The sequence below is a fragment of the Paenibacillus sp. D9 genome (genome assembly GCF_001188365.1).
Taxonomy (GTDB): Bacteria; Bacillota; Bacilli; order Paenibacillales; family Paenibacillaceae; genus Paenibacillus_O; species Paenibacillus_O humicus.
The window spans coordinates 1,474,435-1,495,408 of the sequence record NZ_JZEJ01000001.1; the positions used below are offsets into that span (position 1 = coordinate 1,474,435).

The 20,974-nt window shown below is 54.9% G+C and carries 28 protein-coding genes and 1 tRNA gene; 8 read left to right on the forward strand and 21 right to left on the reverse strand.

Features of this window, described 5'->3' with window-relative positions; genetic code table 11:
• Nucleotides 1–65: 65 nt before the first annotated feature.
• A complete protein-coding gene (locus tag VE23_RS06860) occupies nucleotides 66–1,316 on the reverse strand; it encodes an MFS transporter (RefSeq protein ID WP_232313040.1) in 1,251 nt (416 codons plus the stop codon).
• 122 nt (nucleotides 1,317–1,438) lie between these two features.
• Between VE23_RS06860 and VE23_RS06865 the strand changes: the two genes are divergently transcribed.
• Complete coding sequence (locus tag VE23_RS06865; RefSeq protein ID WP_048746612.1) at nucleotides 1,439–2,908, forward strand: aminotransferase class I/II-fold pyridoxal phosphate-dependent enzyme; 1,470 nt, start codon at nucleotides 1,439–1,441, stop codon at nucleotides 2,906–2,908.
• Between the two features lie 63 nt (nucleotides 2,909–2,971).
• Here VE23_RS06865 and VE23_RS06870 read toward each other — a convergent pair whose 3' ends face one another.
• From VE23_RS06870 to VE23_RS06885, 4 genes are all read right to left on the reverse strand, one after another.
• Nucleotides 2,972–3,280, reverse strand: a complete 309-nt coding sequence (locus tag VE23_RS06870) for a DUF1292 domain-containing protein (protein ID WP_049867624.1) — start codon at nucleotides 3,278–3,280, stop codon at nucleotides 2,972–2,974.
• A 75-nt stretch (nucleotides 3,281–3,355) separates the two neighbouring features.
• Complete coding sequence (locus VE23_RS06875; protein WP_021877185.1) at nucleotides 3,356–3,916, reverse strand: stalk domain-containing protein; 561 nt, start codon at nucleotides 3,914–3,916, stop codon at nucleotides 3,356–3,358.
• Nucleotides 3,917–4,125: 209 nt separating this feature from the next.
• Complete coding sequence (locus VE23_RS06880; protein ID WP_021877184.1) at nucleotides 4,126–4,338, reverse strand: hypothetical protein; 213 nt, start codon at nucleotides 4,336–4,338, stop codon at nucleotides 4,126–4,128.
• A gap of 142 nt (nucleotides 4,339–4,480) precedes the next feature.
• Nucleotides 4,481–4,732, reverse strand: a complete 252-nt coding sequence (locus VE23_RS06885) for a DUF3892 domain-containing protein (protein WP_049867625.1) — start codon at nucleotides 4,730–4,732, stop codon at nucleotides 4,481–4,483.
• 109 nt (nucleotides 4,733–4,841) lie between these two features.
• Here VE23_RS06885 and VE23_RS26395 point away from each other — a divergent pair, with 109 nt between their 5' ends.
• Entirely contained in the window at nucleotides 4,842–4,997 is a 156-nt protein-coding gene (locus VE23_RS26395; RefSeq protein WP_021877182.1) for a hypothetical protein, read from the forward strand.
• A gap of 24 nt (nucleotides 4,998–5,021) precedes the next feature.
• Here the strand turns inward: VE23_RS26395 and VE23_RS06890 are convergent, their stop codons facing one another.
• The 7 genes from VE23_RS06890 to VE23_RS06915 form a co-directional block, all read right to left on the reverse strand.
• Nucleotides 5,022–5,309, reverse strand: a complete 288-nt coding sequence (locus VE23_RS06890; protein ID WP_048743842.1) for a hypothetical protein — start codon at nucleotides 5,307–5,309, stop codon at nucleotides 5,022–5,024.
• Between the two features lie 77 nt (nucleotides 5,310–5,386).
• A complete protein-coding gene (locus tag VE23_RS26400) occupies nucleotides 5,387–5,554 on the reverse strand; it encodes a hypothetical protein (RefSeq protein ID WP_021877180.1) in 168 nt (55 codons plus the stop codon).
• Between the two features lie 6 nt (nucleotides 5,555–5,560).
• Entirely contained in the window at nucleotides 5,561–5,842 is a 282-nt protein-coding gene (locus VE23_RS06895) for a phage holin family protein (RefSeq protein WP_049867626.1), read from the reverse strand.
• Between the two features lie 140 nt (nucleotides 5,843–5,982).
• Nucleotides 5,983–6,273, reverse strand: coding sequence for a hypothetical protein (locus tag VE23_RS06900; RefSeq protein ID WP_049867627.1), 291 nt, complete (start codon nucleotides 6,271–6,273; stop codon nucleotides 5,983–5,985).
• A gap of 82 nt (nucleotides 6,274–6,355) precedes the next feature.
• Nucleotides 6,356–6,961 (reverse strand): TetR/AcrR family transcriptional regulator, encoded by a 606-nt coding sequence (locus VE23_RS06905; protein WP_049867628.1) that lies wholly within the window; start codon nucleotides 6,959–6,961, stop codon nucleotides 6,356–6,358.
• A 64-nt stretch (nucleotides 6,962–7,025) separates the two neighbouring features.
• On the reverse strand, nucleotides 7,026–8,186 hold the full coding sequence (locus tag VE23_RS06910; RefSeq protein ID WP_049867629.1) for a YhgE/Pip domain-containing protein: 1,161 nt from the start codon (nucleotides 8,184–8,186) through the stop codon (nucleotides 7,026–7,028).
• Nucleotides 8,187–8,415: 229 nt separating this feature from the next.
• Entirely contained in the window at nucleotides 8,416–8,838 is a 423-nt protein-coding gene (locus tag VE23_RS06915) for a hypothetical protein (protein ID WP_048743835.1), read from the reverse strand.
• Nucleotides 8,839–9,000: 162 nt separating this feature from the next.
• Between VE23_RS06915 and VE23_RS06920 the strand changes: the two genes are divergently transcribed.
• Nucleotides 9,001–10,344 carry a cytochrome ubiquinol oxidase subunit I gene (locus VE23_RS06920; protein ID WP_049867630.1) on the forward strand — a complete coding sequence of 448 codons (1,344 nt, stop codon included), beginning with the start codon at nucleotides 9,001–9,003 and terminating at the stop codon, nucleotides 10,342–10,344.
• Nucleotides 10,341–11,363, forward strand: a complete 1,023-nt coding sequence (locus VE23_RS06925) for a cytochrome d ubiquinol oxidase subunit II (RefSeq protein ID WP_048743833.1) — start codon at nucleotides 10,341–10,343, stop codon at nucleotides 11,361–11,363. The genes VE23_RS06920 and VE23_RS06925 overlap by 4 nt, the downstream gene beginning before the upstream one ends.
• 79 nt (nucleotides 11,364–11,442) lie before the next feature.
• Here VE23_RS06925 and VE23_RS06930 read toward each other — a convergent pair whose 3' ends face one another.
• From VE23_RS06930 to VE23_RS06945, 4 genes are all read right to left on the reverse strand, one after another.
• The gene (locus VE23_RS06930; RefSeq protein ID WP_048743831.1) at nucleotides 11,443–12,525 is read right to left on the reverse strand and encodes a Ger(x)C family spore germination protein; all 1,083 of its coding nucleotides are present in this window, start codon (nucleotides 12,523–12,525) and stop codon (nucleotides 11,443–11,445) included.
• On the reverse strand, nucleotides 12,522–13,592 hold the full coding sequence (locus VE23_RS06935; protein ID WP_049867631.1) for a GerAB/ArcD/ProY family transporter: 1,071 nt from the start codon (nucleotides 13,590–13,592) through the stop codon (nucleotides 12,522–12,524). Before VE23_RS06935 ends, VE23_RS06930 begins: the two co-directional genes overlap by 4 nt.
• Nucleotides 13,585–14,931 (reverse strand): spore germination protein, encoded by a 1,347-nt coding sequence (locus VE23_RS06940; protein WP_048743826.1) that lies wholly within the window; start codon nucleotides 14,929–14,931, stop codon nucleotides 13,585–13,587. Before VE23_RS06940 ends, VE23_RS06935 begins: the two co-directional genes overlap by 8 nt.
• Nucleotides 14,932–15,153: 222 nt before the next feature.
• Nucleotides 15,154–15,660, reverse strand: coding sequence for a DUF3231 family protein (locus VE23_RS06945; RefSeq protein WP_048743895.1), 507 nt, complete (start codon nucleotides 15,658–15,660; stop codon nucleotides 15,154–15,156).
• 165 nt (nucleotides 15,661–15,825) lie between these two features.
• Here VE23_RS06945 and VE23_RS27740 point away from each other — a divergent pair, with 165 nt between their 5' ends.
• Nucleotides 15,826–16,047: a DUF6199 family natural product biosynthesis protein gene (locus VE23_RS27740; RefSeq protein WP_048743823.1), complete on the forward strand. Its 222-nt coding sequence runs from the start codon at nucleotides 15,826–15,828 to the stop codon at nucleotides 16,045–16,047.
• A gap of 147 nt (nucleotides 16,048–16,194) precedes the next feature.
• Here the strand turns inward: VE23_RS27740 and VE23_RS06955 are convergent.
• Nucleotides 16,195–16,267, reverse strand: a tRNA-Val gene (locus tag VE23_RS06955).
• Nucleotides 16,268–16,475: 208 nt separating this feature from the next.
• Here VE23_RS06955 and VE23_RS06960 point away from each other — a divergent pair.
• The 3 genes from VE23_RS06960 to VE23_RS06965 all read left to right on the forward strand — a co-directional run bounded on the left by VE23_RS06960 (nucleotide 16,476) and on the right by VE23_RS06965 (nucleotide 17,552).
• Nucleotides 16,476–16,919, forward strand: coding sequence for a VanZ family protein (locus VE23_RS06960; protein ID WP_198156141.1), 444 nt, complete (start codon nucleotides 16,476–16,478; stop codon nucleotides 16,917–16,919).
• A gap of 135 nt (nucleotides 16,920–17,054) precedes the next feature.
• A complete protein-coding gene (locus VE23_RS25725) occupies nucleotides 17,055–17,198 on the forward strand; it encodes an aspartyl-phosphate phosphatase Spo0E family protein (protein WP_021877166.1) in 144 nt (47 codons plus the stop codon).
• A 120-nt stretch (nucleotides 17,199–17,318) separates the two neighbouring features.
• On the forward strand, nucleotides 17,319–17,552 hold the full coding sequence (locus VE23_RS06965) for a hypothetical protein (RefSeq protein ID WP_021877165.1): 234 nt from the start codon (nucleotides 17,319–17,321) through the stop codon (nucleotides 17,550–17,552).
• Nucleotides 17,553–17,609: 57 nt separating this feature from the next.
• On the opposite strand, the gene pstA is transcribed toward VE23_RS06965, so the two are convergent.
• From pstA to VE23_RS06985, 4 genes are all read right to left on the reverse strand, one after another.
• Nucleotides 17,610–18,503, reverse strand: coding sequence for a phosphate ABC transporter permease PstA (pstA, locus tag VE23_RS06970; protein WP_048743819.1), 894 nt, complete (start codon nucleotides 18,501–18,503; stop codon nucleotides 17,610–17,612).
• 1 nt (nucleotide 18,504) lies between these two features.
• A complete protein-coding gene (pstC, locus tag VE23_RS06975; RefSeq protein WP_049867633.1) occupies nucleotides 18,505–19,437 on the reverse strand; it encodes a phosphate ABC transporter permease subunit PstC in 933 nt (310 codons plus the stop codon).
• Nucleotides 19,438–19,535: 98 nt separating this feature from the next.
• On the reverse strand, nucleotides 19,536–20,396 hold the full coding sequence (locus VE23_RS06980; RefSeq protein ID WP_021877162.1) for a phosphate ABC transporter substrate-binding protein: 861 nt from the start codon (nucleotides 20,394–20,396) through the stop codon (nucleotides 19,536–19,538).
• 63 nt (nucleotides 20,397–20,459) lie between these two features.
• Nucleotides 20,460–20,974: hypothetical protein (locus VE23_RS06985; protein ID WP_198156142.1), on the reverse strand; the 515-nt coding region annotated here is incomplete at its 5' end.

A 20,974-nucleotide genomic window follows, 5' to 3' on the forward strand; every position in this document is an offset into this window, starting at 1 on the left:
ACGACAAAGCCCCCCTGCCGGCCCGTCAAGGACCTGCAGGGGGGCTTGCTTGTCGTTTCCGGCAGCTAGGCCAGGGAAATCCGGCCGCGGCGGATGATCAGCAGATGAAGGACGAACAGGACAATGAGCGATCCGCCGCTGATGAGGAACGGCGCATGGGAGCCGTAGCTGTCCCAGAGCCGTCCGGACATGATGGAGCCGAGCACCATGCCGAGGCCTTCGATGGTCAGGAAGAAGCCCCATACCGCGCCTCGCTCCTCCTTCGGAATCGCCTTGGCGATCAGTGCGTTCCATGCCGGGATGATGCAGGCATACCCGAGCCCGACCAGCGCAACGACGAACAGGACAAGCGTCAGCTGGCGCGTATAGCCGAGCAGAGGCAGCGCTACGGCCGCGACGAGAAAGCCTACATGCAGAAACCAGCGGGTGCCGTAGCGGTCCACCCATTTGCCGACCGGAATCAGGCCCAGCACCGTCACCGCTCCCCCCGCCACGAGATAAGCGCTGTACTGCTGCGGGGTCAAATGCAGCACCGTCCGCGCATATTGCGTCAGGACAGGCGTCAGCAAGCCGAGCGCGAAGTTCTGGATGAACATGGCGGGATAGAGCAGCTTGCTGGCATGCAGGGATTCGCCGACCTTCTTGAAGTAGCGGCGGATCCGCGGGATAAGCGGTCCGCGCGATGCGTGCGGCGCCTGCTCCTCGAGCTTGCCCTCGATTTCCCTCGATCCCCTGCGGCCGGGCAGAGTCAAGGTGACGAGCAGGATGAGGACCAGGATAGCCCCCATCAGCCAGAAGGCGGGCTCATAGCTTTTGATGATGAAGAAATTGATGACGATCGGCCCCATGCCGACGCCGATCAGCCAGCTCATATAGATGACGCTCATCATGCTGCCGCCGGCCTCGTTCCCGGCTACGGCCGTCGCCCCCGTAATGACGCAAGGCCATAGGGGCGAGGTGCCGACGCCGAGCAGCACGCAGGCGGCAATGATCCAGCCGGTGCCCGAGGTGAAGGCGATGATCCCGACGGACATGCAGGTGAACAGCACGCCGAGCAGCATGACCGTCCGGTAGCCGATCCGGTCGATGATCCAGCCGAGCGGGCTGCGGAAGGCGTTGTCGCCGATATATTGGGCCGCGAGCGCCCAGCCTACGGCGTAGGCGGACAGCCCGAGGGCATCGCGCATATACACCGGGAGCACCGATACGAGCACGGCTCCTTTGACAAATTCGACTCCGAACATAATAAGAAGAAGTTTAATGACGAACGGCGAGCGAATGATCTTTTTCCCGTTCGCGGGCATCTTCAGTTCCAAGCAGCGACGAACCCCTTTCCCGATCTGAGACGGCGAGGGCTTGCATGCTTGCATTCCCCCCCGTACATGCTATACTCATTTTTGTTTGTATACCTGAATCTGAAAGGCTGTGGATCATAGCGATGGACCATACACGCACGCCTCTCTTCAGCGCGCTTCGCCGCCACGCAGAGAACAACCCCCTGCAGTTCCATATTCCCGGGCACAAGAAGGGAGTAGGCACCGATTCCGAATTCCGAGCCTTCATCGGCGACAACGCCTTGTCGATCGATTTGATCAATATAGCTCCCTTGGATGACCTTCATCAGCCGACAGGCGTCATCGAGGAATCCCAAATACTGGCCGCCGATGCATTCGGAGCCGATTATACCTTTTTTTCCGTACAAGGCACAAGCGGCGCCATCATGACGATGATTCTGTCCGTCTGCGCTCCAGGCGACAAGATCATCGTGCCGCGCAATGTCCACAAGTCGATCATGTCGGCCATCATCTTCGCCGGAGCGCGCCCGGTGTTCATATCGCCTGCCCGCGATGCCGAGCTCGGCATCGACCACGGCATCACGACGCGCTCGGTTCGGCGCGCCCTTGAGCGCCACCCGGACGCGAAGGCCGTGCTGGTCATCAACCCGACCTATTTCGGCATCTGCGCCAATCTGAAGGAAATCGTCGATCTCGTCCACAGCTACGACGTACCGGTTCTCGTCGACGAGGCGCATGGCGTCCTGATCCACTTCAACGACAAGCTTCCGATGAGCGCGATGCAGGCCGGAGCGGACATGGCTGCGACGAGCGTGCATAAGCTCGGCGGCTCCATGACCCAGAGCTCCGTGCTGAACATGAAAGCCGGCCGCGTCAATCCCCATCGGGTGCAGACGATCATCAGCATGCTGACCACGACGTCGACTTCCTATATCCTGCTTGCCTCGCTGGATACTTCCCGCCGCAACCTCGCGGTCAACGGCTACGAGATGGCGGACAAGGCCATCGAGCTGGCCCAGAAGGCGCGGGCGGAGATCAACGGAATCGACGGCCTCTATTGCTTCGGCAAGGAGATCCTTGGCGGCGAAGCGACATTCGATTACGATCCGACGAAATTGACCATTCACGTCCGTCATCTCGGCATTACGGGCTACGACGCGGAGAACTGGCTGCGGGACAACTTCAATCTTGAAGTCGAAATGTCGGATATGTACAACATTCTCTGCCTTATTACCCCGGGCGACACCGAAGATACCACCCGCCAGCTGGTCGAAGCGCTGCGCGCCATGGTGGCTCATTATCCGCGCGTCGACGAGGTTCAGGAGCTGGTCGTGAAGATTCCGGAAATCCCGCAGCTGTCCCTGACGCCGCGCGAGGCTTTCTACGGCGAGACGGAGGTCGTTCCGTTCAAGGAATCCGCCGGCCGGATCATCGCCGAATTCATTTATGTCTATCCTCCCGGCATTCCGATCCTGCTTCCGGGAGAAGTCATTTCCCAGTCCAACATCGATTATATCATCGACCATGTGGAAGTCGGGCTTCCGGTAAAAGGCCCCGAGGACCGCAGCATCCAATATGTGAAGGTCATCGTAGAGGAATCCGCGATTTTCTAAGGAAATCAATCCCGCTCCCAAAAGCAAAAGCCCGGCTGGCCGCCGGGCTTTTGCTTTTGCTGCTTATTTGCCTTCGTTCTGTTCCTTGGCGATCTGCTCGTAGATAGCCGTCACGCGCTCCCACTCCGCATCGTCCTCGATGCCGACGAGGAAGGCTTCCTCTTCCTCTTCCTCGATGCGGAAGATGACGCCGTCCTCCTCCGGATCGTTGCGGTCGAGAAGCACGGCATACGCCTGGTTCTCGGATTCGAACGTATATACCATCACCATCTCGCGGTCGTTGCCCTCTTCATCCGTCACGAGAAAGACATGCTCTTCATGGTCATGGTCTTGGCCGCAGCCGCAGTTGTCGTCATGCTGATGCTCGCTCATCGTTATCCCTCACAATTCTGTCTGCCTTAAAGTACCTTCCGTATCGTATCACTTGTCCCGCTCCGGGTCAAACGGCTATCCGGCTGTAATGTTCTTCTCCGACACGACGCTCCAATCATCGTTCGGACTCAGGCGCAGCGCGAAGCGGATCGCATACGTTCCAGAGCTGTCGAAGCTGTATTTGATCTCCTTGGAGAGGTAGAAGAAATTGTCTTTCTTCGTCGCGCTTGTCGCGAGGACCGTCTCCTTGCCGGCAGGATCCATAATCGTGATCCGGAACGAGTCCACCTCCGCCGCTAGGCTGTCCACCTGGGCAAGCAGGCTGAACGAGGTCGTTCCTTTATTTTTGACATAGCCGAACGGACTGTTGTCTTTGTCGAACAGCACCATATGTACGTTGGGCTTGATGATGCTGGCCTTCTTGCTGCTGTCATCCCATACAACGAGAGCCTGCATCTTTTGCGCCACCTGACGCAGCGGCAAGTAAGTCTTGCCGTCCGACATGATTCCCGTCTCTTGGAGCTCGCTGCCGTTGAACATGACTTTCACGGCCTGGGTGGCCGAGTCCGCAAATATCATCGTTCCTCCCCAGAGAGCCATGGCAAGCGTAAGCACAAGGACTTTTTTTCCTTTCATTCGATCCCTCTTCCCGATTGTTCGTTACAGCTTTATACTCAGCCCGCAGCCCAAAGTTGCGCGGGTTTCGAGACTCCCCATGGCGATTCGGGACTATGGTCCCGAATCGCGAACGAAGCCGTCGCGGCAAGCGAATACCCGCCTGCCGCAAGCTGTCGCAACATGTAGAACGATGCGCTTCCCCGGGAAATGATCCGTCTATTTCCCGCTCAGCCGTACGTTCGCGTGAGCACGCACGGAACGCCTTTGCCAAGCGCTCCCGGCTGGCGCATCCGGTCCAGGTAGCGCATCCCCCGGCTGCAGGGGGTTTTGCATACGGCGCATGTATCGGACAGCACCAGCTTCATATTGACCTGCCTGCGGTCGCTTGCCGGCACTTTCTTTTTTGCCGCCTTCGATGAGCCGCCCTTGCCTTTGCTCATGATGTCATTCTCCTTCCGGGCGCCCTGGGCGGGCGCTTCCCTGCTATCCTATGCAGGAGCCGGATGGTTGGCTCTCCTGAATCCCTATTCGGACGCAGCAAAAAAGCCGTCCCATAAGGACGGCTTCAATCGAATCGAAACGTCAGAAAAGGGGCAAATTGTCCAGGTTGTTGGTCGGATCCCCATCGGCGTCGCCGCGCAGATAATGGCCTCCGTCCCGCCCTTTGAACACATTCACTCCGGCGAGCCTGCCCTGCCCCGCTTCGGCAATCGCCTCGTCATAAGCGAGGATGCGCCCATTCTCGGTTTTGAACGACGTCAGATCGCCATCCCCGTTTTTTTGGACGGCCACAATCCGTTCCCTCGCCTGCTGTCCGCTGCTGTTGATTTCCATAATTGGACACGTTCCTTTCCGTTAGGTGATCTTCGGCATGCCATCCTAGCTTGCCCAGAGAGGGAGCTCTTTATAAAAGGGTGGCATTCCAAAGAAGGCATAAGGTATCATGGAAGCATGCAGCAGGAAGCTGTCCAACTACGAACGGAGGAAGGAACGCATGGTCGTTGTCTATATTCTATCCGCCTTGATGGTCGTCCTTATGGTATGGCTCCTGCTGGCCGTCACCAAAAAGGCGTACTCCAAAAAATGGGACGAGGAATAAAGATCCTCGTCCCTTTTTCTATCCTCATGACTTCTTCCAATCGCGTCCCCGGTCATGGGCATGAGGCGCAGCAAGCCGAGGCCTGTCCTCGTCTCCGTAGATCGAGGCCCGTACGGAATCGGGATACAGCGAGGCCCTTACGGAAGTAGCAAGAGGATCAAGCTCTTCCGCGGCGGATCGGCTGCCTCCGGCATCTTCTCCTGCGTGATGGATTCCGCTGCAGCCTGCCGATGCGGCCAAAAGCAGCGCGGCGGCAAGCTGCATGAGCAGCTTCTTCCCTATTTGTCCCCTGCGATATGTCCTCGTTGCCATGTCCAGCCTCCTCGGTATTTCCTTCCTATAAGGAAAGTATGCACCGGGAATGGAGGCTTCAACCGCTGTCCTCCGCTTTACTTGTCCTCCCTCGGAGGTCCGTCCAGCTTGCGCTGCCAGACATAGACTTCATCATGACGGGTGGAATCATGGCGGATGAGCCTGGCGAGCGGAACGACCGCAGCCGTGATCAGCGCCCCCAGGCCAAGCAGCCATACCGCCAGGTGAGCCGTCCAGATGGCCATCTCCCCTCACTCCTTTCCCGAAACGGATTGAACCGCTTCCCGCGTCTGCTTGAACAGCTGATGGCCGTATATCGCCATGGCGCCAGCGACAAGCCCTTCCAGGGCATTATGCAGCGTCCAGCCCTGCAAAGCCATCGCCAGAACGACGGCAAGCGCAGTCACGACGTAAACGATCGTCCAGTCGGGGATTTGCGGCGTCCCCTTGAGAATAATGCCGATGACCCAGCATGCGGCAACGACGATGGCCAAGCCCGGGTCTAGAACCTCCGACAGCGAATCCAACGACATGGCGGTCACCCCCTATTTCTTCGACAAGCTACTATATGAAGCGGTGAGCCTCTTCATGACTTCGAATTGAAGCGGAACAAGCACAAAAAAAGCCAGCCGCTGGCATGCGGCTGGCTTGATCGATATTCTAGGCGCCTCGCTTAACGGCGGTCCGCCGCCCGCAGCGCTGCGGCGATTCCGCTCCAGAACTCGGTTGTGCGCTGAATATTGGCCGGGTTGTCCCCGGACTGCGCGGCTGTGGGCCCGAATTCGGCCATGAACCAGTCCGGAGCCGCCAGCATGGCGGCCAAGGCATCAAGCTTCTCGTTTTGGGAGCGGATGACAGCGGCCTGCTCCAGGCTGATGCGGCGCAGCGAGTCCCTGCTATGTTCAAGCTCGACAACTTTAAGCTGCAGATGCTGCAGCGCATGGCGATCATCTGTACTCATCATCTCTCTCAACCTCCTGTCAAGTATTAATAAACAGGAGGCAGGACCTAGAAGCATGCTTCAAAATCCCGGCCCAGAACCCGTGTCACGGGCAGGAACGATTGGGATCGTAGTCGAGTCCTCTGAATATGAACCTCGTCATATCCTCCACCAACGCTTCCCTTTCTTCTGTCCCGTACGAAATCAGGTCCTTCCAATAAGAGGATGAGCTGTTGTTCAGAAGCAGCGCCTGCACGCAGCTGAGCGCCGTATCCAGAGAACGGTAACGGAACAAGCCTTGCCTGCCGCCTTCTTCGATGAAGGTGCGAAGGTTTCTCCAGATCGGCATGCTCCATTCCCGGATCAGTTGGCTCCGCTCGCTTTCCGTCCATTTCTCGATCTGGATGATGCGGGAAATATCCGGATTGTCCAGCCTGTGCGCGATCATCTCGCGGATGAAGGTCCTCAGGCCTTCATCGGGCGCCTGATGAGGCTGCGAGAGCAAGGAAGCGAGCGCCGGAGACATCTCCAGGCTCCGGAACACTTCCTCGAACATCGCTTCCTTTCCACCGAAATAATAAGATACGAGAGCCGGGTTCGCCCCTGCGCCTTCGCAGATCTGACGGACGGATGTCCCTTCATAGCCTTGCCTGGCGAACAGGCAGCGGGCGGAGGCAAGCAGCCTTTCCCGGATAGACGTCTCCTCGCTCACGGCTCTCATCTCCTCTTAGGCTTGATTCTTCATCGAAGCTGCTGCCGATGCCGGCTCCGCCGCCTTATGAAGCGGTCGCCGGCGATGCTTCGGCTTGACGCGCTGTTTCCTTGCGCACAGCGACTCCCGCTGCGCTGATGACGATTGCGGCGGCGCCGATCGCGACGAGCAGCCACGAAGCCTTGCCGGTTCCCGCGCCGCCGAACAGCAGGTTCATGCAGCCCTGTACCGCATAGGTTGCCGGCAGGAAATCGCCGAGACGGCTGTAGAAGCCAGACAGCAGCTCGCGCGGAACCATGGCGCCGGACGTGACGAGCTGCACGGACAACAGCAGGATATTGAACAGCATGCCGGGCATTCCCAGCACGACCAGGAACATCTGGGATACGAACATGAAGACGGCGACGAACAATGCCTGGAAGCCCCACTGTGCCAGGAAGCCGTGACCATGCTGGCCTCCGAGAGAGAACAGCATGATCGTTCCGATCAGGGATACGAGAATCGCGGCTGCGAAATTGAGAGCGAATCGGGATTGCAGACGGTGCCATTTGCCCATTCCCTCCCTGCGCAGCATCATCGATGCCTGCTCGAAGTTCATGCCCATGATCATCGCCCCGACGTAGGAAGCCAGGACGAGCATCATCGGAACCATCTGGTTGTTCATGCCTTTGACCGGATTGACCGATTGGATGTCGGCGACAACCCGCTGCCCCAGCCCGGCCGCTGCGGTTTTCGCCAGCTCCCCAGGCGCATTCAGCTGCTCAAGCAGGCCGGCAGTTCCCATTTGAACGGCCTGTCCATTGATTGCTCCGGCAATTCCGCCTGCCGCCGAGGTCATAATGCTTTTGATGAGAGCGGGGTTCGATTCGTTGACCGTAAATTTCAGCTCGGCCTTGTCCTGAAGCGAGGTCGCTTTTTTGGTGAAGTCGGGGGGAATGGTGACCAGCATCTGCAGTTCGCGGGTGTTAAGCCGCTCCATGCCCTCTTCGGCCGATCCCAGCGAGATCAGATGGAAGGCCGACTGGGCTTCCAGCGACTCGACCACTTTGGCGCCGAGGCCGCTGTCCTCGTTGACGATGCCGACGCTGAGATTGCCTGCCCGGTCATTGACGCCCTTGTAAGCCGTCATCCAGATGCTCGAGAAAATGACCTGGAACAAAACAGCCGTCACGATTCCGACGATCGTCATCGGCTTTCTTAAAAACAGAGTGATCCCTCTCCACATGCCTATATGCCCTCCCAGGCTATCTGTATTTAAACACTTGTTTAAAACAAATGTTTAAACGAAGTTTATCTCCTTTATCTTTAAGTTGTCAATAAATTTTCAAGCCGCTTCAATTAAAGCGGTTTCGGCGGGCATGAAAAAAAGGCGCCTCCCCCTGGCTTCCTCATGATGGAAGTCTGGTTCAGGCGCCCCTTCGGCGTGCTGTGTTTGGCTGGCGGCGTGGACGAGATTAGTCGCTGACGAGGATGCCCTGGAAGCTTTCGGGGCCGACGCGCACCGTGCCGAGCAGGTTGGAGGAGACAAATGCGGTGTACGTGAGCTGGGGTGTAATGGGAGGGAGATAATCCGCAGCCGTGAAGGTGATGATTTGCGGAGCGAGAACGGTAAGCTCGAATGTGGAAGTGGCGGAAAAGATGACCGGATCCGTGATCGCGGTTCCGCGAACGACCGTAATCGTAATTCCGACAAGCGCGAGCGGCAGCGTGACGGTCATCGTTCCCGTGAAGATGGCCCGCGGGTTGGCGCCCGCGCCCGCAGTGATCAATCCCAGCTGCGCCCACAGCTGAGGGGTGTTCAGAACCGTGATCGGAATGGCGATCGAACCGGCGGTGCTGGCGTTCTGGGATGTTCGTGCATCAAGGAAAGTAGACATGTTCGTGCACCTCCTTTCTCCGGCGAAGAATACTATACTATATTCGCAGATTGATAGATTGTGAGAGGGAATGCGCCTTTTAATGGAAGAGACGGAGGCTTACATAATCATGGGTGCTTCTGCCAATAATACCCGCATCAATTTGAAAAGGGAGTTTTTGGTATGGATCATGTTCAGCTCGCCCGTTCTCTATTCGGCTCTTCCATGGCCTTCCACATCATCTTTGCGACGCTCGGCGTCGGCCTTCCCTTGATGATCATCGCGGCGGAGGTGCTGTTCCAGCTCCGCAAGGATTCGGACTACGCCACCATGGCCCGCAGATGGACCAAAGGTTTTGCCATCCTGCTCGGCGTCGCGATCCCTTCGGGAACGATTGTCGGCGTCATGCTCGCCCTGCTCTGGCCCGGCTTCATGGAAATCGTGGGGCAAGTGATTTCGCTGCCTTTCCAGATCGAGATCTGGGCCTTCTTCCTGGAAGCCCTGTTCATGTCCATATACGTTTATGCCGCAGACAGGCTGAGTCCATGGATGAGAATCGTCAGCGTTGTTTTCGTGGCTGTCGGAGCTACGGGCTCCGCCGTCCTCATCACCGATGCGCATGCCTGGATGAATACGCCGCGAGGATTCACGATTGCAGACGGCAAAATTACGGATGTGCATCCGTGGGCGGCGGTTTTCAACCCCAGCTTTTTCAACACGGCGCTACATGTTTCCTTATCCGGCTACATGACAGGCGCATTCGCGATCGCTTCGATCGCAGCCTGGAAGCTGCTCTCCCGGAACCGGGAGCCGCGCGAGACGGCTTATCACCGCAAAGGCCTCATGCTTGCGCTCGTCATCGGCGGCGTGATGTCGCTTGCCACCGCCTTGAACGGCCATAGTACGGCTCAAATGCTTCATCAATACGAGCCAGAGAAGCTGGCCGCAGCGGAGGGGCTGTTCGAAACGCAGGCTTATGCCCCTCTCGCCATCGGAGGAATCGTCGACAAGGAAAGCAGAGAGATCAAAGGCGCCATCGAGATTCCCGGAGCGCTGAGCTTTTTGGCCGGCAACCGCTTCGATACGGTCGTCAAAGGCTTGAATGAGTTCCCGGTGGAAAATTGGCCGCCGCTATTCGTGCATACCCTATTCAATCTGATGGTCATGCTCGGATCGTTGCTAATCGTTATTTCCTTCGGGGCGCTGTTCTACCGCTGGAGAAAAAAACGCCCCCTCCCCGGCTGGATGCTGAGGGTGCTCGTCCTGACCGGGCCGATGTCTCTGATCGGCATCGAGACCGGCTGGATCTTCAGCTGCAGCGCCCGGCAGCCATGGACGATCTACCATATCCAGCGCACGGCCGAAGCCGCAACCGCGTCGCAGAATCTCGGAACGCTGTTCATCCTCTTCATCGGACTGTATGTGATGCTGATGTGCATCACCATCCTGGTGCTGTGGTCTTATTTCAAGCGCAATCCGGTCCATGCCGAGCTGACGGTCAAGCATATGGAGCATAGCGGCCGATGAGCGATTCCAGCCTGGGCATCCTGCTGATCTGGATATTCGTATTCGCGTATTCCATACTCGGCTCGATCGATTTCGGCGCCGGCTTCTGGTCGATGGTGTTTGCCGGCCGGCAAGGGAGCACGGCGGCGGATATCGCCAACCGCTACCTGTCCCCGACCTGGAAGGTCACCAACGTCTTTCTCGTCCTGCTCGTCGTCGCCTTCGTCGGTTTTTTCCCGTTCGCGATGCCGATGCTCAGCTCCCTGCTCGTCGTGCCGGTCTGTCTCGTGCTGCTGCTGCTTGCGCTGCGGAGCACCTTCATGGTCTACTCGCAAATGTCGGCCAAATATGTGGCCCAGCTTCGGATCGTCTCGGGGGTGACGGGCCTGCTCATTCCCGGCCTGCTCATTACCGTGCTTCCGGTTACCCTTGGAGGGTTCGTGGAGCTCCGGGAAGGCCATCTTCAGGTTCTTGCCGACAAGCTGCTGACCAGCCGTACCCTCTATGCCCATCTCGGCTTCGGGATCGCGAGCGAGCTGTTCCTGTCCGCCGTATTTCTGGCCGATTACGCCCGGGAATCGGAAGACCGCCAAGCGTACGGCATCTACCGCAATATTGCGATGACCATCGGCCCGTTGACTCTCCTGACCGGCATGCTGGCCGCTGTCGCCATGAATCCGGAAGCCCAGTGGATTGTCGAGAGAATGAAGGAGCAGTGGATCTGGTTCGCGTTGTCCGCGCTGTTCTTCGTCGCCGGGTACAGCGCTTTATGGTGGAAAGGAAGAGGCGGCTGGACGGGTGTTCCCCGCGCGGCCGTCGTGCTGGTCATCATCCAATACGCCATGGCCAGCTTCGGCTACGGCAGCGCCCATCTTCCTTATCTGATCTACCCGCATATGACGGTGGAGCAGGGCTTCACGAACCACGCCATGTTCGTGTCGCTGCTGGCAGGCTACAGCGTGAGCACACTGGTTCTCGTCCCGGTGTTCATCTGGTTCTGGCTGCTGTTCCTCAAGGACAAGCGTTACTTGAAGCCTTGAGAAGGAAGGCATGGAAAAAGAGGCTTGCGGCTGCAAGCCTCTTTCCTGATGAGCCTTTGATTCATAAGATGCTGCACTTCTACCGAATGAAGGTCTGATCAAGATGAGCTTCATCTTTGATCAAGATTTCGTTGATGACGTTCACACGAACATTGATTTTCTGCTCCAGCTTTGGAAACCATTTTGATTTCCAATTCTTGATCTGCTCTTCAGTCAACTGCGGACGATACATAACCCCGATGCCTAGAACATCCGACCGGTAGCCTTTTATTTTTTTTAGGGTCATTTCAAAGTTCCGATTCAGTTGATCCCTGACCTCTTTCTCAATTTGCACATTGCTTTTACCGCTCGGGCTTTCAGCAATGACCACATCGAGCGTAATATCCGTTGCCAGCGATGGCCCTTTATCCGACCAATGGCGATGATGCTTTATTTTGGATTGTTTGATCAGAACGCTCGTATTCTCCGCAATCTCGATCGTTCCGCCGGAATAGTTTCCTTTGAATAAATTGTACAGAAACGTCTCTTCCCGGTTCAGCTTTCCGACCATGCGGTCCTCCCGCATGACAGCCGTTCCTTTAAAGGTGTAGATGGTGCGCTCGCCATTCTGAAGAAGCGGTACGGCCATATCTTCGGAATAGGAATTCTGGCTGCGATAGGCTTCCCATATGGTTACCAGCGATTGATTAGGCGTCCATCCTGCTTCTTTGCTGAAAAAATCATAGGTCGATATTTCAGGTGTCGGCGAAATGACGTGATAAAGCGTCTTGTCAAAATCTGCATCCACAATCGCGATCATTCCTTTTATGGAAATATCGTTTGCTCTTACGGCATAATCGATAATATCCCGAATTCCATCGTCGACAACCTTCCGATCAAACAACATCAGCCTTAAATGCACCAAATTAATGCTTTTTTCGGAATCGGTGCGAATGAGGTCGATCGCTTTGCTGATGGATTTCGCCTCCTTTTCCAAAAACTGAATTTTTCCGGCCGCATCGGGGATTTCCAGAATAATCTTATATTTTTCCTTGCTTCCCTTCCCGATTCCCATAACGACAGGAAGATAAGCCTTATTGATATCTTTCATATCCCAACATCCTTCCAGCAAAACCATCATCCCCATGATGACGGCAATGATCTTCACCCTGAAGCTTTTCACGCGCGAACCTCCTTTCTGCGCCACTTTGTCGACAGGTAAACGATGATTGGAAAACCTATGGTGGAATACAAGCATAAGCAGGAGTTGATGTACAGAAATTTATCGAGAGCTTTTGCATTTGGGATCCACTGGCAAGCGGCATACAGAAACAGGCATACAACGGCCAGGATCCATCGGTTTTTCGCCTTAGGCAAATAGAGCTGTTTCAGCATAGTCATCAGCATCGAGAGCAAAACAGCAACCTTTATTAATCCCAGTCCGCTGGAAGACACGACATAAAAACTCGGAAGCCAGTCAAAAACGACCCATTCCAAATCGACGGTATCCGAAGCCATGAGCATCGGATATTGAAAATGAATCGCCGTTTCCTGTCCGAAAATGAGCAAAGGGACGTAGACGGCGGTCAGCGCAAACAGGAAGATAACTCCGACCAGCGCAGCAGCAGTGCCAAAACGGATCCTCAAATGGGACGGAGTCATGCCAAGAAACAGAAAACCCGCGAAAATAACAGTCCCCACATAAAAATCCGGCCGCCACAGGAAAGAAAACTGGCTATCCCAGACCGGAAAAATATAGCGGACATTAAAATTGCCTATGCTGATCAGCATGGAGAAAAGAATGAAAGGCATGAACAAAATAAACCATCCCATACTCGCCCGGATCATTATGCTGAGTCCCTTCCAGGCTCCGTAGAAACAGAGGGCGACAAAAATGGCCGATGTAGCGTATGTAGGTGTTTTCGGGAGCAGAACGGTTCGGATCTCTACAGACAGGTAATAAGTCAGCAGGACTACTTCCAGGAATAAAAAAACCAACAGCGGGAGCACGATTAGCCTGGCCCCCCATTTTCCGGCTGCATCCGAGCAAAGATCCAGGATCGTTTTCCCAGGAAATTTGGACAGGGCCTTCAGGTAGAGCCTCACGACAAGCAGCTCAACCAAAAAAATGATCGCAACCGGCATCCAGTGTCCTTTGGAGGCGGAAACCATCATTCGCTCGGGAAAAATGGCGAATATGGAAGCCAAATGCAGCAGGAAGAAAAGGATGATCGTCGGGAATTTATTCATCAGCCGTCTTTCCCTTCACACTCCAGCTCAAGTAAGGCACCGTACAGGTCGTCAACGACGCGAAGTAAAGAATGACCCAAACTAGGGCAGCCTCTAGACCCCAAATGCCGAAAATGGAACTGACCACCAGCACCACATACTTGTACAGCCTTACTCCGACCGCATTCATGTAGCTCGTCAAGGCAAAATTCGAAATGGCAGACGCCACCAAAATAATAATAAGCAGATTGCTGACCAGCTTGGCCTGTACGATCGCCTGTCCCAGCAGGATGCCGCCGATCATCGTTATGGTCGGACCAATGTTTTTGGGCAGCCGTATGGTCGCTTCTACGATCAACTCCAGCAGCAATAAAACCAGCAGCGCTTCAATGAGCGATGGATACGGTACGCCCTCCCTGCTCTTGGCTACGGTGATGGCCAGCTGGATGCGGAGAAGCTCTGGGTTCACGGAGTTGAGAACAACATATAAGCCTGGAAGCGTGACGGATAACAATAAGGATGCGCCGCGAATGGTTCGGAGAAACTGTTGAAACAGAAGCGGGTATTGGACATCCAGGGTGGTGGACCACAAATCAGAGACGATTGCTGGAAATGCGAAAGCAAAGGAAAATTGGTCCATTAAAATAACCACTTTTCCATTGAGCAGATTTTGCACCGTCTCCTCGGGCAACTCGGAGGAAATATAGGTTGGAATAAGAGTGAATTTAGGATGCCCCAAAATTTGGGTCAAGTCCCGTACGGTGGTAAGCTCATGATGGGCATTTTCCTCCAGCTTTTTCTCCACCGATTCAATTACTTCCGGAAGCGTTGTTCCTTTTAAATACACAAGGGCGATTTTCTTTATCGATTGGCTGCCGACGGATCGAGTTTCGATCACCAATTGGTCCGAAATCATTTTTTTTCGGATCAGCCCGATATTGGTATCCAGATCTTCCGTAAAGGCATCAAATGCCGACTGCAGGGGATTTTCGCTGTTGGGACTCATGACCGGCCTGGAAAGTTCCGCATGTTCAGGTTCAATAACGGCGACAAATCCCTCTTGGCCAAGAAGGATAAGCTTTCCTCGCAGCAAATGATTGTACAACTCATTCAACGAGACGGGAGCATCGACTTCCATTGAATGAATGGAATTCCATTTCAAGTCATTCTTTCTATCGATGCCGATCTGATTTAGAATCGACAGCGTCTTGGGAAGGTTGACTAGAGTACGGAAATAATAGGCTTTGAATTTCTCTCCTGCAATGACAACGTGCTTGCAAAGAAAATCCGATCTTTGATGAAAACGCTCCTGCAGCCCGCTCTCCAAGCTTTGAACAATTTCCGGATCAAAATGCTGCAAAATTTACCACCTCTTTGGAGGTATTATGCCGGTTTTCCAACTTCTTTATGCAATTGGCTCTTGCTTTTCCTGTGCGTATGAAGCGCGGACGGTTAAAGGGCATGAAGGTCTCGGAGACCTCAGAAAAAAATGTACAATCGAGGATGTGCTCATGCTTCAAGAATAAAGGCCGCAACAACAGCTGCGGCCTTTACCTCTTCTAGTGATTTTAGTGAAGCTTGCCTATTCGGGCCGTTTTACTTGAAGAGGCGGTGGAATCAGCCAGCCTTTTTCTTTATTCATTTCCAAGATTTTCACGCCATCGGCTGCTTTGACGGTGTGGTATTTCAAAAACAAAGCGCCGACGTCTTCACGAATGGACATTCCCATCGCCTGGCTGCAACTGACTAAGCCTGCAGCAATGTCCATCGACAATGCAGCTGCAATCTCTGGATCACTGAATCTTGCCCCGACGGGGATATCCTCCAGATTAACGGGAGGGCGCTCAGGAAGAGCAGGTGCAGGTGCGATGCCGTTTGCTGTCAATAAAACATCCACTTCTTTGGCTTCCTTCTTTGCCTGTTCGATAAGGTTTTCAAGTATTTTCCTCAGATCTTTGTCTCCAGCATGCGAAAGGAAGGCTTGATAGGCCGAGACCATTCCTTTCGCACCTACAGAGTAGGTCCAAATTGCAAATATCTCTCCGTAATGCAAGGGCTCATCTTTCGGGTTCCCGCCTAAAATAGACATTTCCATGCTCCTTTTTAGCAAATTGATATCGACGGTTAAGATGGTTCCCTCTGGATATAGCTTGTATGCATCCCTATCATCCCAGCTTTTAGCTGTCGTTTTCGAATCGTTCGGCATCAACATGGCAACAAATTTCCATTTACCGCGTAGTTATTAACAAAGGAGATGATTCGGGTGGGGTATCTTTTAGGCGGCTTATTTTTACTGGGGTTGGGAATCGTAAACGTCATTTATCCTTCGTTTGCTTGGTACATAAGAGAGGGATGGAAAGTAGACGGGGATTCAGAGCCAAGCGACATGTATCTCGCTCTCTCCAAAGCAGGTGGCGTGGCAATTATCCTCTTCGGATCCATATTTCTGCTTATTGGATTTGCCTACTTATTATAAGATCCGCCTGGCCTTATGCAGGCTGTCATCACGCTGACCCTCTGCGGCCGGTCCGGCAAGCAGCACGCAGCATAGCTCGCACTAAATTCAGTACGCTAATTCTCCGTAGAAAGCAAAAAACCCTTGCTCCGCAAGGGTTTTTCAGTATGATCTGTAGTGGGCTCGAACCACTGACCCCCACCCTGTCAAGATGGTGCTCTCCCAGCTGAGCTAACAGATCATGTTAAGTATTTCTCTTTTGTTTTTCGACCTCGTCTCGAGGACAGTTATTAATATATCAAAACCCCAGATCACAGTCAACACTTTTTCTAGATATTTTTATTTTTCTTTTAGGGAGCGTTTACATCTTCTCTCCACCGAAACCATTGCCCCTTCCGTGTCGTCAGCATTTACAAAATGGAAGTTTTTTCATGGGGGGCTTGCTCGATATGATTTCGAATCGTACAAGGGCGGCCGCGGCCCTGCTCTGGGCTCTTGTGCTGCTGATCTTTACCGGCACCGAAAACCTCAACAATCTGCTCTTGCACAAGCAGCTCGTCTTTGTCTTCAATCCCCACCCGGATTTCGGCGAATTTTTCAACTGGGCCGACGTTACCCGCATTCATCACGTCTGGGTCATCGTCAAGCTGGGCCATTTCATCGGCTTCGGCATTCTTGATCTGCTCGTATACAACTGGCTGCGCAACCGGCCCGTCTCGCTTCTTGTGTCCATTTTGTTCGCCTTGGCGACTGAAATCCTGCAGCTATATCTGAACCGCGACGGCCGCCTTTACGATGTGCTCATTGATTCCTTTGGAGCCCTGACAGCCGGACTCGTCTCCCGCTCTCTATTCCGACTGCATCCGATCTCTGCACCAATAAAAAAGCAATAGTCATATTCAATCAACATTCTGTTTCAAAGCAATTAGATCGGTTAATATTGAATATGCGATATGTTAAATTTTAGGTATAAATTTGTCCGGAAGTTCGACATCTTATTGATCTTTTAATGAATAGGAGAATGAATAATGTCGAATAAACATGAAATCATGAGAAATATCGAAATATTGAGAGAAATTTTGAACAAAACGGCTACGGGAAAATCCGGATACAATTTGGAGCTTAGCCAACGCCTGGATGAATTGATTGTTTCCTATTATAAAGCCGGGTAAACGGTCCCGTTATCGTCATATAGTTGTATTTTTATCAGCAGCTGGCAAAGAACTCTTCTATCCGGGATCTTTTTATGATACGATTTGTATCATTAAAAGATCCTTGCTTAGGAGCTGCCCATGCTGCTGTTTCGTATGCTCACCACTCTCGCCCATTTTGAAGCGGCCCTTGCGGCCAAAGCTTCCGTCGCCGTATACCGCAACGGCAGACTTTTGGAGCCCGGCGCTCCTTTGCAGCTGTTCAATGAGCATACCGTCAAGATCCGGGGGAACTATTATTTCCGGGACGAATGCCAGTTCGAGAGCTGCCAGCAGGTACGGCCCGCTTCCTCGGAGGCATCCGAAACCGGTTGAGCTTCCGGCCGGCACAAATAACCGCCTCCTGCCGGAGGCGGTTATTATCGTATAAACTCAAGCCTGTTTTTTCCGGTCGACCAGCCACAGCGGAATTCTCAGCACCATGTTGATGAGAAGCACCACGATGAGCAGGACAGCCGCAGACTTGCTTGCGATCTCGGCCGCATCCGGAACGATAGCCTCCGACTGCACATACCAGAGATGCACGGCAAGAGTCGCTCCGGGAGACAACGGATCGAAATCCCACATGATGCCGGAGGTCGATACGCCTGCCACAAGGACGATCACGGCGCTTTCGCCGAATGCCCTGCCCGCCGTCAGGCATATGCCGGTCATGATGCCGTTCAGAGCGACCGGAAGACATACCTTGAAGATGGTCTGGGTATGCGTCGCCCCGAGTGCGAGCGACCCCTGCTTGTATTCCGGCGGAACGGAGCGCATCGCCTCTTCCGTCACCCTTGTCAGGAGCGGCAGATTGAGCAGCGCCAGGCTGATCGCTCCGCCAAGGATGGTCAGGCCGATTCCCATTCCCTCGACGAACAGGGCGATGCCGAACAGCCCGAAAATCAACGAGGGCACGGAGGCTAGCCCCTCCACGCAAATCCGCACGAATCCGATCAGCTTGTTGTCCGGGGCGAATTCGGCCAGATAGATGCCTGCCGCGAGCCCGAGCGGGATGGAGATGGCGAGCGACAGGATCAGAATATAGAAAGAGTTGAACAGCGCCGGCCCAATGCCGCCTCCGGCATCGATCTCGCTCGGCAGCCCGAAGATGAAGCTCCAGCTGAGGCCGGGCATGCCCTTTTCCAGAATCATGGCGATCAGAGCAAGCGTAAACAGCGTGCAGCCGATGCCGACGGCCCACACGAGAGCGGTGAACATCCGGTCCGATCTGCGCTTGCGCCTGACCTGCCTGCGGTCCGACATTCCAGTTGCGGACATGCTCATCCTAATTCTCCCCTTTCTTCTGCAGCAGGCGCACGACAGCGATCATCAGCAGCGAGATGGCCAGCAGCAGGAAGCCCATCATGTAGAGGGCGTTGTTCCAGGTCGAATCGAAGGGCACGTTCGGCATCTGCATGACGATGTTGCTCGTCAGCACGGATGTCGGCTTCAGCAGGCTGTCGGCCAGCTGCGGCGTGTTGCCGATGACCATGACGACGGCCATCGTCTCGCCGATGGCGCGGGCCATGCCGAGAATGCACGCCTGGACGATGCCGCGGCTCGCAGCGGGCAGGATGACGCCGGTCACGGTCTGAAAGCGGGTCGCTCCCAGAGCGTACGAGCCCTGAATATATTTGCGGGGAACGGTGCGGATCGCATCGTCGCTGATGCGGGTTATGGTCGGCAGGATCATGATGGCCAGCACCAGCGAGGCCGCCAGCACCCCATCCCCGAGATTGCTCCCCGTCACGGTGCGCAGCGCCGGAATGAGCAGCGTAAGCCCCATGTATCCGTAGACGACGGATGGGATGCCGACGAGCAGATCCAGGATCGGACGGATTACCCGGGCCAGTCTGGACGGAGCGAGCTCGGCAAGGAACAATGCCGCCAGAATAGATATAGGCACCGCGATCGCCAGCGTAAGGGCGGTAACCATGAAGGTGCCCGCGATGAAGACGAGCGCTCCGTACTTGTCGTTCTCCGGTTCCCACTCGGCGGACAGGAAAAACTCCCGCAAGGAGACGCTTTGGAAGGTCAGCACGCCGGTGCGGAACATGAAGAAGAGCATCGTCAGCAGGACGCCGCTCACGAGTACAGCCGCTGCCGCGCACAGTATGCGGAAGGAGCGATGGGCAAGCCGCAGACGCATCCTGCGACCGATGCCTGCAGGCACTCCGCCGGATTGCTGCCGGGCGGGTGCGGAAATGGATTTGCTCATAGGAAGGGCCGGTCCTTTCTGGCCGTATAATGGATGCCCAAAAGCCGAGCTTCAGCTCGGCTCCGGACTTTGTTCAAGAATCGAAGAGAGGATGAATCTTATTTCATGGCCGTAAGCGGAATGAATTTAAGCTTTTTCAGCGAGCCGTTCTGGAACTTCGCGCTTTGGATGTACTCGATGAATGCTTTCGTCGCGCCTGTAGGCTGGCCTTTGGTCATGAAGTAGCCGTAGCTCCATACTTTGTAGCTTCCGTTGATGACGTTGTCGGTCGTAGGAGCGACGTTGTCGATTTTCAGAGCCGTCATTTTGTCCGTCACATATACAAGGTCGATGTATCCGATGGAGTTGGGAGTCGTTTCGATGGCGGTTTTCATGTCGCCGCTCGATTTGACTTCTTTGTAATTGTCGCCTTTGGTGATGAAGTCCGTGCCTTGCAGGGCTTTCATCTGGAAGTTGACGCGCGTGCCGGAACCGAATGCACGGTTGACGACGACGATGTCGGCATCCTTGCCGCCTACGTCTTTCCAGTTTTTTACTTTTCCGGAGAAGATGTCCTGCAGCTGCTTGGTCGTCAGTCCGCTTACGCCTGCGCTCTTGTTGGCGATCGCTGCGAAGGGAATGACCGCTACCTTGTTCGCTACCTGGCCGTCGAATTTGCTGAAGCCCGGAACGTCCGTGGAAGCGTCCCAGTCGCAGGCGCCGATGTCGGCGATGCCTTTGCGCACGGCTTGCGGACCCGTTACGGAGCCTGCTGCCGATGCGGAGATGCGGACTTTCGGATTCAGCTTTTTGAATTCATTGGAGGCTTGAAGCGTCAGCGGAAGCAGAGCGGAGGATCCGTTGACGACGATTTTGCCGCTCAGCTTGGAGGCTGCGGCCGTAGCCGCGCCGCCGCCTGCCGCACCAAGCAGAAGTGTTGCCGCGAGTGTAAGAGTCGTAAGTTTTCCATACCATTTCATTGTGTAAAATCTCCTCTCGTATTGGGGGAATGTTCCGAGTAAGGCCTCTTCAGACCGAAACGATTATTTCGTCAGGGAAATCCATTTGCCGCCGCTCAGCACTTGAAGCTTGCCGTCCGCGATAAGAGCCGCCTTGCTGCCGTCTTTGGAAAGAGCAAGATTGCTCGCGCCTTCCGGAGCGTCGGCGAGCTTGCTCACGCTGCCCGACTCCTCGTTGAGCACATAGACGGAACGGTCTGTCAGGATGCCGACATAGGAACCGGCCTGCACAGCTTCCTGCACGTCCTCCTTGTCGAACGCGACGGCTTGTCCGGCTGCCGTGGCGGAGGCCAGCTTGGAATTCGAGCCTTCGTCTCCAGCTTGCACATAGTAGACTTTGCCGGCCGCGGAACGCTGGATGAACAGCTTGCCGTCGTCGGATTTGGTCACCTGCACCGGCTTCGCATCGCTCTTGCTCAGATCGAGATCGAACAGCTGCGGGTTCGTCTGGGAATCGTCGATGGAGACATCGTCGAGATCAACCGCCTTGGAAGCGTCAGCCGTCACCGTGCCGGCCTTGACGACGGAGTAGGACAGGC

Bases quoted from the DNA above. Each gene is read 5' to 3' on its own strand.
- VE23_RS06910 (WP_049867629.1), bottom strand. From the start codon at position 8,186: ATGTGGAGAGGGATCACTCTGTTTTTAAGAAAGCCGATGACGATCGTC.
- pstC (WP_049867633.1), bottom strand. From the start codon at position 19,437: ATGAGCAAATCCATTTCCGCACCCGCCCGGCAGCAATCCGGCGGAGTG.
- VE23_RS26395 (WP_021877182.1), top strand. From the start codon at position 4,842: ATGGAAGCATGCAGCAGGAAGCTGTCCAACTACGAACGGAGGAAGGAA.
- VE23_RS06945 (WP_048743895.1), bottom strand. From the start codon at position 15,660: ATGTCTATTTTAGGCGGGAACCCGAAAGATGAGCCCTTGCATTACGGA.
- VE23_RS06880 (WP_021877184.1), bottom strand. From the start codon at position 4,338: ATGAGCAAAGGCAAGGGCGGCTCATCGAAGGCGGCAAAAAAGAAAGTG.
- VE23_RS06920 (WP_049867630.1), top strand. From the start codon at position 9,001: ATGGATCATGTTCAGCTCGCCCGTTCTCTATTCGGCTCTTCCATGGCC.
- VE23_RS06960 (WP_198156141.1), top strand. From the start codon at position 16,476: ATGATTTCGAATCGTACAAGGGCGGCCGCGGCCCTGCTCTGGGCTCTT.
- VE23_RS06980 (WP_021877162.1), bottom strand. From the start codon at position 20,396: ATGAAATGGTATGGAAAACTTACGACTCTTACACTCGCGGCAACACTT.
- VE23_RS06870 (WP_049867624.1), bottom strand. From the start codon at position 3,280: ATGAGCGAGCATCAGCATGACGACAACTGCGGCTGCGGCCAAGACCAT.
- VE23_RS06915 (WP_048743835.1), bottom strand. From the start codon at position 8,838: ATGTCTACTTTCCTTGATGCACGAACATCCCAGAACGCCAGCACCGCC.
- VE23_RS06925 (WP_048743833.1), top strand. From the start codon at position 10,341: ATGAGCGATTCCAGCCTGGGCATCCTGCTGATCTGGATATTCGTATTC.
- VE23_RS06875 (WP_021877185.1), bottom strand. From the start codon at position 3,916: ATGAAAGGAAAAAAAGTCCTTGTGCTTACGCTTGCCATGGCTCTCTGG.
- VE23_RS06900 (WP_049867627.1), bottom strand. From the start codon at position 6,273: ATGATGAGTACAGATGATCGCCATGCGCTGCAGCATCTGCAGCTTAAA.
- VE23_RS26400 (WP_021877180.1), bottom strand. From the start codon at position 5,554: ATGGCCATCTGGACGGCTCACCTGGCGGTATGGCTGCTTGGCCTGGGG.
- VE23_RS06895 (WP_049867626.1), bottom strand. From the start codon at position 5,842: ATGTCGTTGGATTCGCTGTCGGAGGTTCTAGACCCGGGCTTGGCCATC.
- VE23_RS27740 (WP_048743823.1), top strand. From the start codon at position 15,826: ATGATTCGGGTGGGGTATCTTTTAGGCGGCTTATTTTTACTGGGGTTG.
- VE23_RS06965 (WP_021877165.1), top strand. From the start codon at position 17,319: ATGCTGCTGTTTCGTATGCTCACCACTCTCGCCCATTTTGAAGCGGCC.
- VE23_RS25725 (WP_021877166.1), top strand. From the start codon at position 17,055: ATGTCGAATAAACATGAAATCATGAGAAATATCGAAATATTGAGAGAA.
- VE23_RS06885 (WP_049867625.1), bottom strand. From the start codon at position 4,732: ATGGAAATCAACAGCAGCGGACAGCAGGCGAGGGAACGGATTGTGGCC.
- VE23_RS06865 (WP_048746612.1), top strand. From the start codon at position 1,439: ATGGACCATACACGCACGCCTCTCTTCAGCGCGCTTCGCCGCCACGCA.
- VE23_RS06890 (WP_048743842.1), bottom strand. From the start codon at position 5,309: ATGGCAACGAGGACATATCGCAGGGGACAAATAGGGAAGAAGCTGCTC.
- pstA (WP_048743819.1), bottom strand. From the start codon at position 18,503: ATGAGCATGTCCGCAACTGGAATGTCGGACCGCAGGCAGGTCAGGCGC.
- VE23_RS06935 (WP_049867631.1), bottom strand. From the start codon at position 13,592: ATGAATAAATTCCCGACGATCATCCTTTTCTTCCTGCTGCATTTGGCT.